The sequence below is a fragment of the Synechococcus sp. MW101C3 genome, from assembly GCF_002252635.1.
In the GTDB taxonomy this organism is placed as follows: Bacteria; Cyanobacteriota; Cyanobacteriia; order PCC-6307; family Cyanobiaceae; genus MW101C3.
The window spans coordinates 173,322-188,824 of record NZ_NQKX01000001.1 but is presented as its reverse complement, the minus strand read 5'-3'; the positions used below and the strand labels follow the sequence as shown (position 1 = coordinate 188,824).

The 15,503-nt window shown below is 67.5% G+C and carries 15 protein-coding genes and 1 tRNA gene; 9 read left to right on the top strand and 7 right to left on the bottom strand.

Annotation, left to right across the window (positions count from 1 at the left end; all coding sequences use genetic code 11):
• Positions 1 to 9: 9 nt before the first annotated feature.
• Both CJZ80_RS00925 and CJZ80_RS00920 read right to left on the bottom strand, forming a co-directional pair.
• Positions 10 to 1,263, bottom strand: coding sequence for a trypsin-like peptidase domain-containing protein (locus CJZ80_RS00925; RefSeq protein WP_304442200.1), 1,254 nt, complete (start codon positions 1,261 to 1,263; stop codon positions 10 to 12).
• 26 nt (positions 1,264 to 1,289) lie between these two features.
• Complete coding sequence (locus tag CJZ80_RS00920) at positions 1,290 to 2,129, bottom strand: metallophosphoesterase (RefSeq protein WP_094510210.1); 840 nt, start codon at positions 2,127 to 2,129, stop codon at positions 1,290 to 1,292.
• Between the two features lie 104 nt (positions 2,130 to 2,233).
• On the opposite strand from CJZ80_RS00920, the gene CJZ80_RS00915 reads away from it, so the two are divergent.
• From CJZ80_RS00915 to CJZ80_RS00890, 6 genes are all read left to right on the top strand, one after another.
• Positions 2,234 to 2,518 carry a hypothetical protein gene (locus CJZ80_RS00915; RefSeq protein ID WP_094510209.1) on the top strand — a complete coding sequence of 95 codons (285 nt, stop codon included), beginning with the start codon at positions 2,234 to 2,236 and terminating at the stop codon, positions 2,516 to 2,518.
• A 155-nt stretch (positions 2,519 to 2,673) separates the two neighbouring features.
• Positions 2,674 to 3,141, top strand: a complete 468-nt coding sequence (gene rimP, locus CJZ80_RS00910; RefSeq protein ID WP_094510208.1) for a ribosome maturation factor RimP — start codon at positions 2,674 to 2,676, stop codon at positions 3,139 to 3,141.
• Between the two features lie 69 nt (positions 3,142 to 3,210).
• On the top strand, positions 3,211 to 4,656 hold the full coding sequence (gene nusA / locus CJZ80_RS00905; RefSeq protein ID WP_094510207.1) for a transcription termination factor NusA: 1,446 nt from the start codon (positions 3,211 to 3,213) through the stop codon (positions 4,654 to 4,656).
• A gap of 10 nt (positions 4,657 to 4,666) precedes the next feature.
• Positions 4,667 to 4,945, top strand: a complete 279-nt coding sequence (locus CJZ80_RS00900; protein WP_094510206.1) for a YlxR family protein — start codon at positions 4,667 to 4,669, stop codon at positions 4,943 to 4,945.
• A 63-nt stretch (positions 4,946 to 5,008) separates the two neighbouring features.
• Positions 5,009 to 8,422, top strand: coding sequence for a translation initiation factor IF-2 (gene infB / locus CJZ80_RS00895; RefSeq protein WP_094510205.1), 3,414 nt, complete (start codon positions 5,009 to 5,011; stop codon positions 8,420 to 8,422).
• Between the two features lie 2 nt (positions 8,423 to 8,424).
• A complete protein-coding gene (locus tag CJZ80_RS00890; RefSeq protein WP_094510204.1) occupies positions 8,425 to 9,183 on the top strand; it encodes a low-complexity tail membrane protein in 759 nt (252 codons plus the stop codon).
• Here CJZ80_RS00890 and CJZ80_RS00885 read toward each other — a convergent pair.
• Positions 9,115 to 9,357 carry a DUF3493 domain-containing protein gene (locus tag CJZ80_RS00885; protein ID WP_094510203.1) on the bottom strand — a complete coding sequence of 81 codons (243 nt, stop codon included), beginning with the start codon at positions 9,355 to 9,357 and terminating at the stop codon, positions 9,115 to 9,117. The two genes, CJZ80_RS00890 and CJZ80_RS00885, sit on opposite strands and share 69 nt — an antisense overlap.
• Positions 9,358 to 9,400: 43 nt before the next feature.
• Between CJZ80_RS00885 and CJZ80_RS00880 the strand changes: the two genes are divergently transcribed.
• Positions 9,401 to 9,472, top strand: a tRNA-Thr gene (locus CJZ80_RS00880).
• 535 nt (positions 9,473 to 10,007) lie between these two features.
• Here CJZ80_RS00880 and CJZ80_RS00865 read toward each other — a convergent pair.
• The 4 genes from CJZ80_RS00865 to CJZ80_RS00850 form a co-directional block, all read right to left on the bottom strand.
• Positions 10,008 to 10,457 (bottom strand): cupin domain-containing protein, encoded by a 450-nt coding sequence (locus CJZ80_RS00865; protein ID WP_094510201.1) that lies wholly within the window; start codon positions 10,455 to 10,457, stop codon positions 10,008 to 10,010.
• A complete protein-coding gene (locus CJZ80_RS00860; protein WP_094510200.1) occupies positions 10,454 to 11,086 on the bottom strand; it encodes an alpha/beta fold hydrolase in 633 nt (210 codons plus the stop codon). Before CJZ80_RS00860 ends, CJZ80_RS00865 begins: the two co-directional genes overlap by 4 nt.
• A 150-nt stretch (positions 11,087 to 11,236) precedes the next feature.
• Positions 11,237 to 11,440, bottom strand: coding sequence for a Nif11-like leader peptide family natural product precursor (locus CJZ80_RS00855; protein ID WP_094510199.1), 204 nt, complete (start codon positions 11,438 to 11,440; stop codon positions 11,237 to 11,239).
• A 105-nt stretch (positions 11,441 to 11,545) separates the two neighbouring features.
• Entirely contained in the window at positions 11,546 to 12,523 is a 978-nt protein-coding gene (locus CJZ80_RS00850) for a cation diffusion facilitator family transporter (protein WP_094510198.1), read from the bottom strand.
• A 332-nt stretch (positions 12,524 to 12,855) separates the two neighbouring features.
• Here CJZ80_RS00850 and CJZ80_RS00845 point away from each other — a divergent pair, with 332 nt between their 5' ends.
• Complete coding sequence (locus CJZ80_RS00845) at positions 12,856 to 14,679, top strand: alpha-amylase family glycosyl hydrolase (RefSeq protein WP_369802960.1); 1,824 nt, start codon at positions 12,856 to 12,858, stop codon at positions 14,677 to 14,679.
• A gap of 10 nt (positions 14,680 to 14,689) precedes the next feature.
• The gene (locus CJZ80_RS00840) at positions 14,690 to 15,472 is read left to right on the top strand and encodes an N-formylglutamate amidohydrolase (RefSeq protein WP_198948190.1); all 783 of its coding nucleotides are present in this window, start codon (positions 14,690 to 14,692) and stop codon (positions 15,470 to 15,472) included.
• The last annotated feature ends 31 nt before the right edge of the window (positions 15,473 to 15,503 follow it).

Genomic DNA, 15,503 nt, shown 5'->3' with positions numbered 1-15,503 from the left:
CGGGCAGGCTCAGGCGGGGTGGGGCAGGGCGCCGGGACGGATCGAGAGCTGCAGTTCGCGGGCACCGCGCACCACTTTCAGCGGCAGGCTTTCACCGACCTTGGAAGCCTCCACCTGCTCCAGCAGGCTGGCTGGATCCCGCACCGGTCGATCGGCCGCCGCCACCACCAGGTCGCCGCGGCGCAGGCCGGCGGTTTCGGCCGGGCTGTCGGGCAGCACGCGCTGCACCAGCGCGCCATCGCGCTCCGGCAGCTGGAGAATCGCATCGGGATCACGGTTGTTGTCACGGGCGCGGCGGGCAGTGAGCGGCACCAGCTGGAGGCCCAGGTAGGGATGCACCACCTGGCCACCGGTGCGCAGCTGGTCGGACACCCGCCGGGCCAGGTTGATCGGGATGGCGAAGCCCAGACCCGCACCGGGACCGGAGCGCACCAAGGTATTGATGCCGATCACCTCGCCGCTGGCATTGATCAGTGGCCCCCCGGAATTGCCGGGATTGATGGCGGCGTCGGTCTGGATCAGATCAAGCCGCTTGTCGGCGAAGCCAAGGCTGGTGATGTTGCGGTGCAGGCTGCTGACGATGCCGAGTGTGACCGTGCGCTCCAGTCCGTAGGGGCTGCCCAGGGCGATGGCCCAGTCACCCACTTCCAGGGCCTCGGAATCACCAAGGGGAGCGGCAACCAGATCGGGCGAGGCGTCGATGCGCACCACCGCCAGGTCGGTGACCGGATCGGCGCCCACCACCCGGCCATCCAGCTGGCGGCCGTCAGCGAGGGTGACCTCCACCAGATCGGCCCTATCCACCACATGGGCGTTGGTGAGCACCAACCCGGAGGCGTCGATCACCACGCCGGAGCCCTGACCCCGCTCCCGGGTGCTGCTGGAGGGGTCACCGAAGAGATCACGCAGCAATGGATCAAGCAAGGCGGGGTCGAAGGCCTGGCGCGCCACACTGCGCTCGGTGTCGATCCGCACCACCGATTCCCCCACCCGCCGGGCGGCCTGCGACACGAAGCTGTGAGGTGGAACCGGCGCGGCCGCTGGGGGCGGGGCACTGGGAGGCGCGGCCGTATCGGCTCCGGCTGTGCTGGCTGCAGCCGTGTTGGACGTAGCTGGGACCGGGACGGTGGCCGCTGGCGCCGCCGGTGAGGTGGGGGCGACGGCCAGGGCGGATCCCGGGCCCGCCGTGATCAGCAGCAAGGCCAGCGGCAAGGCCAACAGGCGCAGCCACAGGGTACTGAGCACGCTGGAGTCGGAGGACACGGGCCCGAGACGTGAGGCCACTGACGCTAGGGGGGTGACGCTTCACCCGCTGGCGCCGAGCCGGGGGAGGCAGTGGCGGTGGGGGTGGCGGTAGCAGCGGCGGTTGCAGCAGCAGCAGGCCAGCGCCGCAGTTGCTGCTGCCAGCGGCCGTCCGGGGCCAGCTCCCAGACGCGCCCGCCGGGATCGCAGGCACGGCCCAGCGGGCAGGCCTGCACCGCCTCGAACTGGCGGTGGGTGGAAGGACACCCCAGCAGCTGCACGTCGGGCCGGCCGGGCAGCACCCCCCGCCAGTGCTGATGGATGTGCCCGAAGGTGACCGCCCTGAGCCAGGGGCAGGCCGCCAGCAGCTCAAGCAGGGCAGCAGGGTGCCGCAGGGCGATCCCATCCATGACGCCGTGGCCGATGGGCACCGGCGGATGGTGCAGGGCCACCAGCAGGGGGCGGTCGGCCGCTTGCAGTTGCGCTTGCAGCCAGCGCAGCTGATCCGGGCCGAGCCCACCATCGACGCGGCCAGCCAGGTGGGTGTCGATCAGCAGCAGCCGCCATTCGCCCAGATCGACGGCGGCCGGTGCGATCACGGCCTGCCGGCCCAACGCCGCCCGCAACAGGGCCGGGTGGTCGTGGTTGCCGGGCAGCAGCGCCACCGGCCAGCCCCGGGCGCTCAGCAGCTGCCCCAACCGCACATAGCCACCCCACGACTCGTCCTGGCAGAGGTCGCCGCTGATCAGCAGCAGATCGAAGGGAGCTTCGCCCGGCGCAAGGGCCTGCTCCAGCGCACTGGCCAGCGACGCGTTCGGCTGAAAGCCATGAAGCCAGCCGTGCGGATCGGCCAGCAGATGGGGGTCACTGAGCTGAAGGAGGCGCACAGCTGGCAACGGGAACTTTTTGACGTCGCACCTTTTCGACGTCGCAACAGTGGGGCCCGGGCCCGCAGATAGCAGCCTAAGTTGCCTCCAACCGCCGCCATGCCATGGCTTCGATCCCCCCCGGCACCCGCGTGCGCTGCGCACTTTGTCAGGTGGAGATCCAGGGGATGGTCGGTGGCAATGACCAGGTGCTCTTCAGCCAGGGCGCTCCCGGCACCCGCGCCAAGCTCTGGGCGAGGGTCTGTCAATACGTGAAGGAGCCGCAGCGCTGCATCAACCAGGACGCGGCCCTGCGCGGTGAAGCGGGGGTGGACGACTTTTATGGGGAGGCCCCCAGCCTCGGCCTGTTCGGCGGCGCTCCGAGCACCAGCCTGGGCACCACGGAGTGAGGCGTCGCCTGGCCGCTGGGCGGTGCTGGAGCACCGACCTCTAGGATGACGAAGTGCCCGGCGGGCATACCCAGGCGCATGAGCTTGCTCCAGCGTCCGGGGCAGTTCTCTGCAGGAGCCGGTCGGGCTCGCTCCACTGCTCCTGACCCGCCCCGGTGCCCCACCCCCTTCTTCCCGCACTGGAATCCCTCGCGCGCCGGGTGGCTGACACAACCGGATTTCGCGTGGTGGAGGCGCAGATCCAGACCCATCGCCATCCCTGCATCGTTCTGGTGCAGATCCGCACTGGTGAAGGCGGCGATGTGACCCTCGACGATTGCGCCGCCTTCAGTGGTGCCCTGGCTGAGGCGATGGAGGCCGAAGAGCTGCTGAGCGAGGCCTATGTTCTCGAAATCAGCAGTCCTGGTCTCAGCGACACGCTGGTTGAAGACCGTGACTTCCACAGCTTTCGGGGTTTCCCGATCGAGGTGCGGTTCCGGGATTCCAGCGGAGCTGAATGCACCCGTGCCGGGCTGTTGCTGGAGCGCGACGACGCCTTCCTGCACCTCAACGTCCGTGGCCGCCGCCAGCGGATTCCCCGCCAAGACGTGCTGACCGTCAGCCTCACCCGGCCGAGCGAGTGACTCCGCCCTCAGCCTGAGCGGCGCGCCGCTTCCCAACCCGATTGTTGTTCCAACCCCTCTTCCCATCCCATGGCGCTCGTTCTTCTCCCCGGTCTGCAGAACCTGATCGAGGACATCAGCGATGAGAAGAAGCTGCCCACCCAGGTGGTGGAAGCGGCCCTGCGCGAGGCGCTGCTGAAGGGCTACGAGCGTTACCGCCGCACCCTCTATCTCGGCATCAGCGAGGACCCGTTCGAGGAGGACTACTTCAGCAATTTTGATGTGGCCCTCGATCTTGATGAGGAGGGCTACCGCGTGCTCGCCAGCAAGATCATCGTCGAGGAGGTGGAGAGTGAAGACCACCAGATCGCCCTCGCCGAGGTGCAGCAGGTGGCGGAAGACGCCCAGATCGGCGACACCGTGGTGCTCGATGTCACCCCCGAGAAGGACGATTTCGGCCGCATGGCCGCCTCCACCACCAAGCAGGTGCTGGCCCAGAAACTGCGCGACCAGCAGCGCCGCATGATCCAGGAGGAGTTCGCCGATCTGGAGGATCCCGTGCTCACCGCCCGGGTGATCCGCTTCGAGCGCCAGTCGGTGATCATGGCGGTGAGCTCCGGGCTTGGCCGGCCGGAGGTGGAGGCGGAGCTGCCTCGTCGCGACCAGCTTCCCAACGACAACTACCGCGCCAATGCCACCTTCAAGGTGTTCCTCAAGGAGGTGAGCGAGGTGGCGCGCCGCGGGCCGCAGCTGTTCGTCTCCCGGGCGAACGCCGGCCTTGTGGTGTACCTCTTCGAAAACGAAGTACCGGAAATCCAGGAAGGTTCCGTGCGCATCGTGGCGGTGGCGCGGGAAGCCAACCCCCCGTCACGGGCCGTGGGGCCACGCACCAAGGTGGCAGTGGACAGCGTGGAGCGCGAAGTGGACCCCGTGGGGGCCTGCATCGGTGCCCGCGGCTCCCGCATCCAGCAGGTGGTGAACGAACTGCGGGGCGAGAAGATCGACGTGATCCGCTGGTCTCCCGATCCGGCCCAGTACATCGCCAATTCGCTCAGCCCGGCACGGGTGGAGATGGTGCGGCTGGTGGATCCGGAAGGGCATCACGCCCACGTGCTTGTGCCGCAGGACATGCTCAGCCTGGCGATCGGCCGGGAAGGCCAGAACGTGCGCCTCGCCGCACGCCTCACCGGCTGGAAGATCGACATCAAGAACGCGGCCGAATACGACCAGGTGAGCGAGGACGCCCGCGCCGCCGAGCTGATCGCCCTGCGCGAGGAAGACGAGCGCCAGCAGGCCGAGGCGGAAGCCCGCCTGGCGGTGGAGCAGGCCAACCGCGCGGAGGAGGATGCGCGCCTGCGGGAGCTCTATCCCCTGCCCGAAGACGAGCTCGACCTCCAGGAAGAAGACGAAGAGCCTGTCTATGCAGGTGAAGCCGAGCCTGGGGAAGACGCTGAAACTGAGGCCGACGCGGAAGCGGCAGCTGACCTGGAGCCCGAAGGCGAACCCGATGCGGAAGCTGAGCCGCTCAACGGCTGAGGGTCACCCGATGGCGACCCCCCCCACCCTGCGGCGTTGTGTGAGCTGCCGCCTGCTGGCCGACCGGGACCAGTTCCTGCGGGTCATCCGCCTGGCGGGTGGCGGCATCGCCCTGGATCAGGGCATGGGCCGCTCGGCCTATCTGTGCCCCACCCGGGCCTGCTTTGACGAGGCGAAGCGGCGAAAGCGGGTGCAACGCGCCCTGCGCTGCGCGGTGGCGGAATCCACCTATGCCGCGCTTGAACAGCGGCTGAACCGCTCTCCGGCAGCAGCCTCTGAGGCAAGATGATTGATGGCTGCACCGCGTGTGGGGCCCGGCGGCACCTGCGGCCCCGACCGATCGGAGACCTGAATGACCAGCAGCGGCAAAGTGAGAATCTATGAGTTGTCCAAGGACCTGGGCCTGGACAACAAGGACGTGCTCGACGCTGCCGAAAAGCTGTCCATTGCCGCCCGCAGCCACAGCAGCTCGATCAGCGATGACGAAGCTGCCCGCATCCGGAAGCTGATCCGCCCCAACGGCAGCGGCATCTCCCGACCCACGCCGCCCTCCATGACCGCCCCGAAGCCCGCGACACCGCCGCTGGCGGAGCCTGGCAAAGCGATCCTGGCCGTGAAGAAAGCGGCTCCTGTAACGCCGCCGGCCACCGCGGCCGCCTCATCTGTTGCCGCACCTGAACCCCCCCCGGCCCGGCCGCCAGCTCCTCCGGTCATCGTTGCCCAGCCGGCCCGCCCTGCGGTTTCCCCGCCAGCGCCGGTGAAACCTGTTCTGGTGCAATCTGCCGCGCAACCTGCGGCTCAGAAGCCCCCCTCCACCACTCCGCCACCAGCCAGGCCCACGGCGCCGCTGCCCACACGTGCGCCGGCCGCCGGCTCATCGCCTCCCTCCCGGCCCCCTGCCGCGCCCCCTTCAGCTGCCGCCAAGCCGGCACCCTCACGGCCGGTGGCCCCTCCCGCGCGCCCTGCCACCCCGGTGAGCAAGGCCCCGGCCATGCCGGCACGCAAACCCGAAGCGCCTGCAGCCAGCACGCCCACCAGCCCCCGTCCGGTCGCCGCACCCGCCACCAGCCCCCGGCCCAGCACCAGCCCCCGGCCCGTGCCCCGCGGCAATGCCCCGTCGAGCCGTCCGGCGCCACCGCAGCGCCCCAGCGCGCCGACCCGCGCCGACGGTGGCGGCAAACCCCAGTTGATCGGACGGGTGGCACCCGGTCAGCCCCAACCACGCCCGGCCGCGCCCAGCCCCTCCGCCGGCACGAGCAACCGGCCGGCTCCGCCTTCGGGGCGGCCAGCCCTCAGCCAGCGCCCTGCCGGCGCCCCGCAGCGCACTCCAGCGCCGAGCCCCCGGCCGGTGCAGGCCCGCAGCCCCCTGGAGCTGGTGGGCAAGCCAATCCGCCGCGACGCCGCTGGTCCTGGTGCTCCCGGCAAGCCGGGCCCGCCGATCCGGGCCGGCGGCATGCCTCAGGGCATGCGCAAGCCGGTGGCGCCCGGCGAGCTCATGCAGCTGCAGAAACCCGGCACCCGCCCCACTGCCCCGCCCCCGCGCCGGCCTGAACGCGGCGAGATCGCCAGCCCTGCCGATGCCGGCCCACGACCCACGGCCACTCCACCGGCCGCGCCGCGGCGCCCGGGGTTCCGCACGCCCCAGCCGGCCGGGAAGGCCCGTCGCCCGGAATGGGACGACAGCGCCAAGCTCGAAGCACTGCGCAGCAAGTCGCCGCAGAAGCTGCGGCAGAAGGTGCACATCATCGGCGAAAACGATGATGCGCTCACCGCTGAAACCGGCGGATTCGCCGGCGAGCACGAAGCCCAGGTGCTTCAGGCCAGTCTGGCCCGCCCTGCCAAACCACGCACCCGCCAGAGCGCCCCGGCGGCCAAGCCGGTGGTGGCGATGCGCAAGCGCAAGAAGGAAACCACCCGCCAGCGCCAGCGGCGCCGGGCCATGGAACTGCGTGCCGCCCGCGAGGCCAAGGCCACACGGCCGGAAATGCTGATCGTGCCGGAGGGCAACCTCACGGTGCAGGAGCTCGCCGATCGCCTTGGCGTGGAGAGCTCCGAGATCATCAAGTCGCTCTTCTTCAAGGGCATCATCGCCACGGTCACCCAGACCCTCGATCTCTCCACGATTGAAACCGTGTCTGAGGAGTTCGGCGTTCCCGTGCTCGAAGACGACGTCCAGGAAGCCGCCAAGAAGACGGTGGACATGATCGAGGAGAGCGATCTCCAGCATCTGATCCGCCGGCCACCCGTGGTCACCGTGATGGGCCACGTCGACCACGGCAAAACCAGCCTGCTCGACGCCATCCGCAAGACCCGCGTGGCCGCCGGCGAAGCCGGCGGGATCACCCAGCACATCGGGGCCTATCAAGTCACGATTCCCCACGCCGGCGAAGAGCGCCGCATCACCTTCCTCGATACCCCGGGCCACGAGGCGTTCACCGCCATGCGTGCCCGCGGCACCAAGGTCACCGACGTGGCCGTGCTGGTGGTGGCTGCCGATGACGGCGTGCGCCCCCAGACCCTTGAGGCGATCAGCCACGCCCGTGCCGCCGAAGTGCCGATCGTGGTGGCGATCAACAAGATCGACAAGGAAGGCGCCCAGCCCGACCGCGTCAAGCAGGAGCTCTCCGGCCAGCAACTGGTGGCCGAAGACTGGGGCGGCGACACGGTGATGGTGCCGGTGAGCGCCATCAAGCGGGAGAACATCGACAAGCTGCTGGAGATGATCCTGCTGGTGTCGGAGGTCGAAGACCTCCAGGCCAACCCTGACCGGATGGCCAAGGGCACCGTGATCGAAGCCCACCTCGACAAGGCCAAGGGCCCGGTGGCCACTCTGCTGATCCAGAACGGCACCCTCCGTGCCGGCGACGTGGTGGCCGCCGGCCCTGTGCTCGGCAAGGTGCGCGCCATGGTCGACGACACCGGCAAGCGGGTGAAGACGGCGGGTCCGTCCTCGGCCGTTGAAGCCCTCGGCTTCAGCGAAGTGCCCACCGCCGGTGACGAGTTCGAGGTCTACCCCGATGAGAAGACAGCCCGCTCGGTGGTGGGGGAACGGGCCACCGAGGCCCGCGCCACCCGGCTGGCCCAGCAGATGGCCTCACGGCGGGTGTCGCTGGCCTCCATGTCGGGTCAGGCGAGCGAGGGCGACCTCAAGGAGCTCAACTTGATCCTCAAGGCCGATGTCCAGGGCAGTGTGGAGGCGATTCTCGGATCGCTCGAACAGCTGCCCCAGGGCGAGGTACAGGTGCGGGTGCTGCTCTCGGCACCGGGCGAGATCACTGAAACCGACGTGGACCTCGCTGCCGCCTCCGGTGCGGTGATCGTGGGCTTCAACACCTCGATGGCACCAGGCGCCAAGCGCGCCGCCGATGCCACCGGCGTCGATGTGCGCGACTACGACGTGATCTACAAGCTGCTCGAGGACATCCAGCTGGCCATGGAAGGTCTGCTGGAGCCGGAGATGGTGGAGGAAACACTCGGCGAAGCGGAGGTGCGCGCGGTGTTCAGCATCGGCAAGAGCGCCGTCGCGGGTTGCTATGTCACCAACGGCAAGCTGCAACGCAACTGCAAGGTGCGCGTCCACCGCGGCAAGCAGATCGTGTTCGAGGGCGACCTCGACTCCCTGCGTCGCAACAAGGACGACGTCAAGGACGTGGCCACCGGCTTCGAATGCGGCATCGGCTGTGATCGATTCGCCAACTGGCAGGACGGCGACCGGGTGGAGGCTTACAAGCTCGTCACCCAGCGCCGCACCCTCAGCACCAACTGACCATGAACCCCCGCAGCGAGCCTCTGCTGTGGATTCAACTGCTCGGCCTGGCAGCACTTCCCGCCGAATTGCTGCTGGCCTTCCTGTTGCTCGCCGGGGCTGACCCAGGCCCGCTACCCGGCCTGGAGAGGGTGCTTTGCTGGTCGCTGGGAGCGTTGCTGCCGGCGGTGCTGTTCTGGCGCCAGCCACCCGATGTGTGGTCGCTGCTCTTGGTGCAGATCCCCTTGCAGGGGCGACGGGAGTTGCAGCGGCGCCTGAGTGCCTTGCAGGCACCCCTGGCGGTGAAGGTGGTGGGGGCGGCCGGCACGGCGTTGCTGCTGGCACTGGTCTGGCTGATGGACGATCGCGCCGGCCTGGCCATGGCCGTGTCACCACTGGCGGGCAACTCCCGCCTGGTGACGCTGCTGCTCACGATCCCCCTGCTGGCTGTGTGCCTGTGGCAGTGGCAGCAGCTGTGCCAATCCGCCTGGCTGCTGAGCCGGCCAGAAGCGGTGGTTGCAGGCGCGGGGCCAGGTGGCCTCAGCCTGGAGGCCACCGCCAGGGAGCGCCTCTGCCTGGGTCTGCCGCTGCTGCTGCCCGAGCCCCTGCTGCTGGCCGAGCTGCTGCCCGCCCAGCCCCTAGCGATTCCTGCTCCAGCCACCAGCTCCAGCTCCTCACCCACCACCACTTCCATCACGGCCAGCGAGGTGGACTCAGCGATCGCGCCAGAGCAGAACGCCGAAGAGGAGCAGGGCTCCGCTCTGGATGATCAGGTCTCCTGAGGCCAGCTCTCCTCCCGCCGAGACCCGCATCGCCATGGTGGCCAGGCCGATCGCCGCTGAGGCGCTGAAGGCAAACCACAGGCCTCGGCGCAACCCGCGCCAGGGCGTGCGTGCTTCCTCCAGCAGCCGGGCCCGCAGTTCGGGATCGAGCGGCCTGGGCGGGGTGGGTGGCATCGGCAGGCGCTGGGGGAGGGCTCGATGCTAGTTTCCATGGACTGCCGGTGTAGCTCAGTGGTAGAGCAACTGATTCGTAATCAGTAGGTCGTCGGTTCAAGTCCGATCACCGGCTTTCTCTTCTCGTTCGACTCGCCGCAATTTTGGCGGCACCTCTTTATCTCTGACGAATGTTCAGGCTCACCATTGATCTGAGCAGCGATTCGTCAGGGTGACGATCAGCCAGCGTCACGATGGGCGTCATCCAGGGCGCCAGTGGGACGATCAGTCAGGATCACGATTTCCGCCGCCAGGATTGGTGTCACCACGATTGGCAGGATGACGTTCGGCGGCGTCGATCAATCGGGCTTCCCCACCTCCACCTCCATTGGCTCTGGCTTTTGGCTTTGTTCTTGACGTTCAGTCGTTGGTGTCGCGTCGCGAACGCCAGAGTGTTCGTGTCAGGGACGAGGGGATAAGCCTCGGCAGCCGCGAAGGAGTGCTCGTAGCGCAGATGTGTAAGGGGGTGATCGCGCGGTGCGGCGTCGCCGGAGGGAAGGGAAGGCCGTCAGGTCGGGATGGGTAGGGAACGTCCGCCAGGGGCGGGATGGGCCATGAGCAGCATCAGCCGCTCAGTCTCTGCCTGGGCCACCAGCATCCGATCGAATGGATCACGGTGCGGCTGTGGGAAGGTTCCGGTCCGAAGCCGATGGACGCGGCGAATCCACAGACCCTGAACAAGGAAGATGGTGCGCTTCCTCGTTGCGCTGCGGAAAGGACACATCCAGCACCACGCACCCCTCGTCACTGCGGAAGGGGCCGTGCAGTTCCCCCGGAGGACGGCTGGCGTAATGGCCCGCCTCCAGCCAGATCCCGAAGGCGGCGTCGTGAAGGCGGCCACTCACGATGAAGATCTCCTCGGGAAACGTGTGGGCCTTGGCGCCGAAGGGGGTGGTGTCGGCTCCCGGCAGAAAGCGGGTGAGGCGGGTGATCTCGCCGCTGCTGGGGTCGTGGCTGAGGATCAGCTCCTCCACCTGGCCTTCCAGTCCTTCGATCCAGCGCCAGCGGTGCTGCTCCGCCGGCAACAAGGGATTCCAGTAGGTGATGGTGGATTTGCTCATGGCTGGAGCTGCAGATGGGCGGTGATCAACGGAGCCACCACGGCGGCGTGGGTCATCGCCAGATCGTGATCTCCCCCGGGGATCACGTGCAAGCGGCTGCGGGGGATCGCCTGCGCCAGCGCCTCGCCCACACCCACGGGACTGATCGGATCGGCATCGCCCCAGAGCAGCAGCACGGGCAGGCGCAGCTGGGACAGCTGGCCAGTGAGGTCAACCGCAGCCTCGCTGAACAAGGCTGGCAGGTCGGGGTGGCTGGCGCGGAAACCCGGACGCCAATCGAGTGCGCCATGGCGGGCCATCGGCAGGCCGCCGGAGGTGGCAGCGAGCACCAGATGGGTCACTTGGCGAGGCCGCTGCAAGGCGGCCTGAACCGCCAGCACCCCGCCCATGGATTGGGCGATCAGCGCGCAGGGACCATCCAGCTGGGCCAGCACCTGTTGCAGCAGATCCGACCAGCCGTTGATGGCGGGGTCGCGGGGGGTGCCACCGAAGCCTGGCCAGCCCAGGTGGCGGTGCGGCAGGCCAGCCGCGCTCAACTGTTCAGCGACGGGATGCCAGAAGCAGATGTTGCCGGAGGCTCCGGGGAGAAACAGCAGCCGCTCGGGCGCTGCTGCCGGGATGCGTTCCATGCGGCTTCTCCCCACCACGCTTGATCCTGCCGGACGTTCTCATGGGTGCCCACGCGCTGAGGGAGCGAATCCGCCGCCAAAACCGCGCTCAACGCCGAGGCCGGTGGGTTTGTTCTGGGCTGGAACTGTTCTGGACTGGACTGGAACTACTCAGGCCTTGAGGGCTGCCGGGCCGGCAGGCTGCCGGCGATGCTCCTCGCGGGCAAGGCGCAGATCGTGGCGGGTGACGGCGTAGCCAAGCTTGCGCGCCACCAGCAGGAATTCCTTCAGGGAGCGGCAGTGACGCAGCGGTGATCGCAGCGCCGGATCCTGCTCCGCTTCGGCCACCAATCGCTCCAGTTCGCTCCAGCTCATGGCGCCCGCTGCATTTGCTTCAGCGTTGCCGCAAGCAGCGGTGGCGGCAAGTGGCCGCGCAACAGTCCGACGTCGTCAAGCCAGCACCGGCTGCACGAACGGCGCTCAAGGGGAAGCGGCGCAGTCGTCGTGGCTGACTTCCAGCTGCAGCGTGCTCTGCCGGATTCCCAACGCCTGTAACCGCTGGCGGGCTTCTGTCAACAGAGCGCGGCCATCGTCGGTGGATGCATGGTCGTGGCGCACCAGATGGGCTGTGAGTGCCAGCCGGGAGGTGCTGACCCCCCAGACGTGCAGATCGCGCACATCGACCACATCCGGCAACTCCAGCAGCGCCGCGCGGATCGCCGCCAGGTCGGTGCCCCGCGGCGCGGCATCGAGGCTCACGGCAATCGCCTCACGCAACAGAGAAAGGGCGCTGATCATCACCACAATGCCGACCCCGATGGCGGTCAGGGGATCCAGCCAGGCCCACTGGGTGAGACCGACCAGCAGGGTGCTGACCAGCACGGCAACGGACACGGCCGCATCGGTGAGCAGATGCAGCACAGCTGCGCGCTGGTTGAGGTCGTGGTGATGGTGCTGGCCGAACAGGCGCGCCGAGAGCAGGTTGATGACCACACCGGCCGCCGCCGCCCAGGCCACTGGCGCAGGATGCAGCGCCACGGGCGCAGACAGCCGCTCGATGGCTTCCACCACCACCACGCCACCGGCCACCAGGATCAACAGCCCGTTCGCCAGCGAGGCCATATGGGTGGTGCGGCCATAGCCGAAGGTGAAGCGTCCGCTCGCCGGCCGCTGGCTCACCCGCTCCGCCCCCCAGCCGAGCGCCAGACCCACCACATCTCCGAGGTTGTGCAGGGCGTCACCGACCAGGGCCAGGGAGCCGAAGCTCAGGCCGATCACCAATTGCAGGCTGGTCAGCACGGTGTTGAGCAGCACGCTCCACTTGAAGGCGCCGGCAGGGCTGCCGCCGTGCTGGTGGCCGTGCTGGTGGCCGTGGGAACGGCCGTGAGATTGGTTGGGGTTGGGGTGGCGGTCGTGGTCGCTCGGAGCGCCGGAGGGTGAGGAACGATTCGCGTTCACCGGTGGCCCCTGCGGTCGTAGGAAAGCTAAACGGCGCCCAGGCGCCCATCACGGGCGGAGGCTTGCTCTGGATTTCCTGCCGATGCAGGATCCGGGTGAGACCCGCGGATGGTTGCTCCTGATCCTTCCTTGTGCTGACTGCTGCTGACAGAGCCATGCCACTTTCCACGTGTTGAAGCGAGGTAAATCCGCTGCACATCGCATCGGACTGCACGTGATTGCAGCGCCTGAAGAGCTCGCTTACCAGTCATTCTGTCGTTCCAATTCGAACGCTCAAGCAAGCGATCTGAAGCCTCTTCCTTGTGAAAGAGTGGAAACATCGGGAGCCAGTCATGGGGCAGCAGCAAGCCGTCACAGGCATGGGAACCATTCTTTGCGCGGATGGCGTGGCGTTCCGCGTATGGGCGCCCAATGCCAGGGGGGTGGCCGTGATCGGCACCTTCAACGATTGGGACAGCCGCGTGACTCCAATGCAAGCGGAGGAGGGAGGCTATTGGTACGCCAAGGTGGCGCATGCAGGGATTGCTGATCAATACAAATACGCCATTGATACCGGAAAAGGCACAGTTTACCGCATCGATCCCTATGCCCATGAGGTGACCAACTCCGCAGGGAATGGGGTGATTCATGATCCCAGCTTCAACTGGGGAGAAGACAGCTTCTCGATGCGCGGCTGGAACGAGCTCGTCATCTACGAGCTGCATGTTGGCACCTTCAATGACGAATCCAGCCGCCCAGGCAAATTCATGTCGATCACAGCTCGGCTGGAGCACCTGAAGCGACTTGGCATCAATGCCATTCAGATCATGCCAGTGAGCCAGTTCGCAGGGATGCGCTCCTGGGGCTACAACCCATCCAACATCTTTGCAGTGGATTCGGATTACGGCGGATCCCTGGGCTTCAAGCAGTTCATCAAGGAATCCCATGCGGCTGGCATCGCAGTGATCCTTGATGTTGTTTACAACCATTTCGGCCCCAGCGACCTGGATCTCTGGCGATTTGATGGCTGGTGCGAAAACGATCAAGGAGGCATCTACTTCTACAACGACCACCGCGCGCTCACGCCCTGGGGGGCAACCCGTCCCGATTACGGCCGCGGGGAAGTGCGTCAATACATCCTCGACAACGTGCGCATGTGGATCACGGAGTACCACCTCGATGGCCTGCGCCTCGACAGCACGCTGTTCATCCGAAGCATCGATGATGCGGGCACCGAAGATCTTCCGGACGGTTGGAGCCTGTTGCAGGCCATCAATGAAACCACCGCTCAGCTTCAACCCGGCTTCCTGACCATCGGCGAAGATCTGGAAAGCAACGCCTGGATCACCAAGGATGTAGGCGCTGGAGGCGCTGGCTTCGGTTCGCAGTGGGATCCGCATTTCGTGCGAGCGATTCGCCAGGCGATGATCACAACGCAGGATGAAAGCCGTTCCTTGCACAGCATTCGAGAGGCCATCCTTTACCGCTACAACGACGACGCCTTTGAGCGCGTGATCTACAGCGAATCCCACGATGATGTGGCCAACGGGCAGTCACGTGTACCGCAGGATGTCAACCCCGACGATCCCACGGGTTGGTTTGCCCAGAAGCGCTCCACCATGGCAGCAGCCCTGGTGCTGACCTCGCCGGGCATTCCCATGCTCTTTCAGGGGCAGGAGTTTCTGGAGGGGGGCTGGTTTCGTGATTCGGTGCCCATCGACTGGGACCAACGGGATGAGTTCCGGGGGATTGTGCGGATGTACCGGGATCTGATCCGCCTTCGTCTCAACCGTGAGGGTGTGTCACGTGGACTGTGTGGGCAGTTCACCCAGGTGTTTCACCTGAATGAGGAGCGCAACGTGATCGCGTTTCACCGCTGGGATCAAGGTGGTGCGGGAGATGATGTGGTGGTGATCGCCAACCTCCTGAACGGCTTCCAGGACACCTACACCGTGGGCTTCCCTGGAGCAGGCACCTGGGAGCTGCGCTTCAACAGCAACTGGCAGGGCTACAGCGATCTGTTCGATGATCACCTCTGCGGTGACGTTGAAGCAGTGGCGCAGAGCAGAGACGGGCTTCCCTGGTCAGCCGCCGTGGCACTGGCGCCTTACAGCGTGCTGATCTATTCCCAGGCGACGGCCACGGGGCGGACAGGCCCGGCTGGGGCACCCCATTGACGGCCAGACCTTGCCACTGAACCCGCTGCTGGAGGCGGCGGATCCGCCGGTGTTCCGCGTCGTGCGCCCCACCGGCCGCTCGGCGGTGCTGCTCACGGCCGACCATGCCGGCCGTGCCATTCCGCGTCGTCTGAACCGCCTCAACCTCAGCGACACGGTGCTTGACACGCACGTGGCCTGGGATCTGGGGGTGGCCCAGCTGGGGCTGGGGCTGTCGGCGCGGCTCGACGCCTTTCTGATCCTGCACAACTACTCACGGCTGGTGATCGACGCCAACCGCCCTCCGGAGGCGCCCGATTCGATCGTGTGCCTCAGCGAGCACACCCCCATCCCCGCCAACGCCGACCTCTCCGCAGACGAGCGGCAGCAGCGGCTGGAGGAGCTCTTCCAGCCCTACCACCGGCGCATCGGCGCCGAGCTGGAGGCCCGCCAGCAACGGGCCCGGCCCAGCGTGCTGGTGGCGCTGCACAGCTTCACGCCAGTGCATGCCGGCGACGTACGTCCCTGGCATGTGGGCGTGCTGCACGGCCGCGATGGCCGCCTGGCCGGACGGGTGCGCGAGCGGCTGGAGCGGGAGCAGGGGCTGTGCGTGGGCAACAACGAGCCCTACGCGGTCTGCGACGCCAGCGATTACACAGTGGTCGTGCATGGCGAGCAGCGCCGGATTCCGCATGTGGAACTGGAAATCCGCCAGGACCTGCTGGCCAGCGACGCCGGGCAGCGCGAGTGGGTGGAGCGGCTCGCCGCCGTGCTGCTGGATGCGCTGACAGAGGGATTCCCGCCGCTTCCCTGAGAGCAGACGTTCTTAAGCTGGGACATGGAAA

Coding starts and splice junctions, on each gene's coding strand:
- CJZ80_RS00915 (WP_094510209.1), top strand. CDS start 2,234: ATGGCTTCGATCCCCCCCGGCACCCGCGTGCGCTGCGCACTTTGTCAG.
- nusA (WP_094510207.1), top strand. CDS start 3,211: ATGGCGCTCGTTCTTCTCCCCGGTCTGCAGAACCTGATCGAGGACATC.
- CJZ80_RS00900 (WP_094510206.1), top strand. CDS start 4,667: ATGGCGACCCCCCCCACCCTGCGGCGTTGTGTGAGCTGCCGCCTGCTG.
- infB (WP_094510205.1), top strand. CDS start 5,009: ATGACCAGCAGCGGCAAAGTGAGAATCTATGAGTTGTCCAAGGACCTG.
- CJZ80_RS00890 (WP_094510204.1), top strand. CDS start 8,425: ATGAACCCCCGCAGCGAGCCTCTGCTGTGGATTCAACTGCTCGGCCTG.
- CJZ80_RS00885 (WP_094510203.1), bottom strand. CDS start 9,357: ATGCCACCCACCCCGCCCAGGCCGCTCGATCCCGAACTGCGGGCCCGG.
- CJZ80_RS00865 (WP_094510201.1), bottom strand. CDS start 10,457: ATGAGCAAATCCACCATCACCTACTGGAATCCCTTGTTGCCGGCGGAG.
- CJZ80_RS00860 (WP_094510200.1), bottom strand. CDS start 11,086: ATGGAACGCATCCCGGCAGCAGCGCCCGAGCGGCTGCTGTTTCTCCCC.
- CJZ80_RS00855 (WP_094510199.1), bottom strand. CDS start 11,440: ATGAGCTGGAGCGAACTGGAGCGATTGGTGGCCGAAGCGGAGCAGGAT.
- CJZ80_RS00845 (WP_369802960.1), top strand. CDS start 12,856: ATGGGGCAGCAGCAAGCCGTCACAGGCATGGGAACCATTCTTTGCGCG.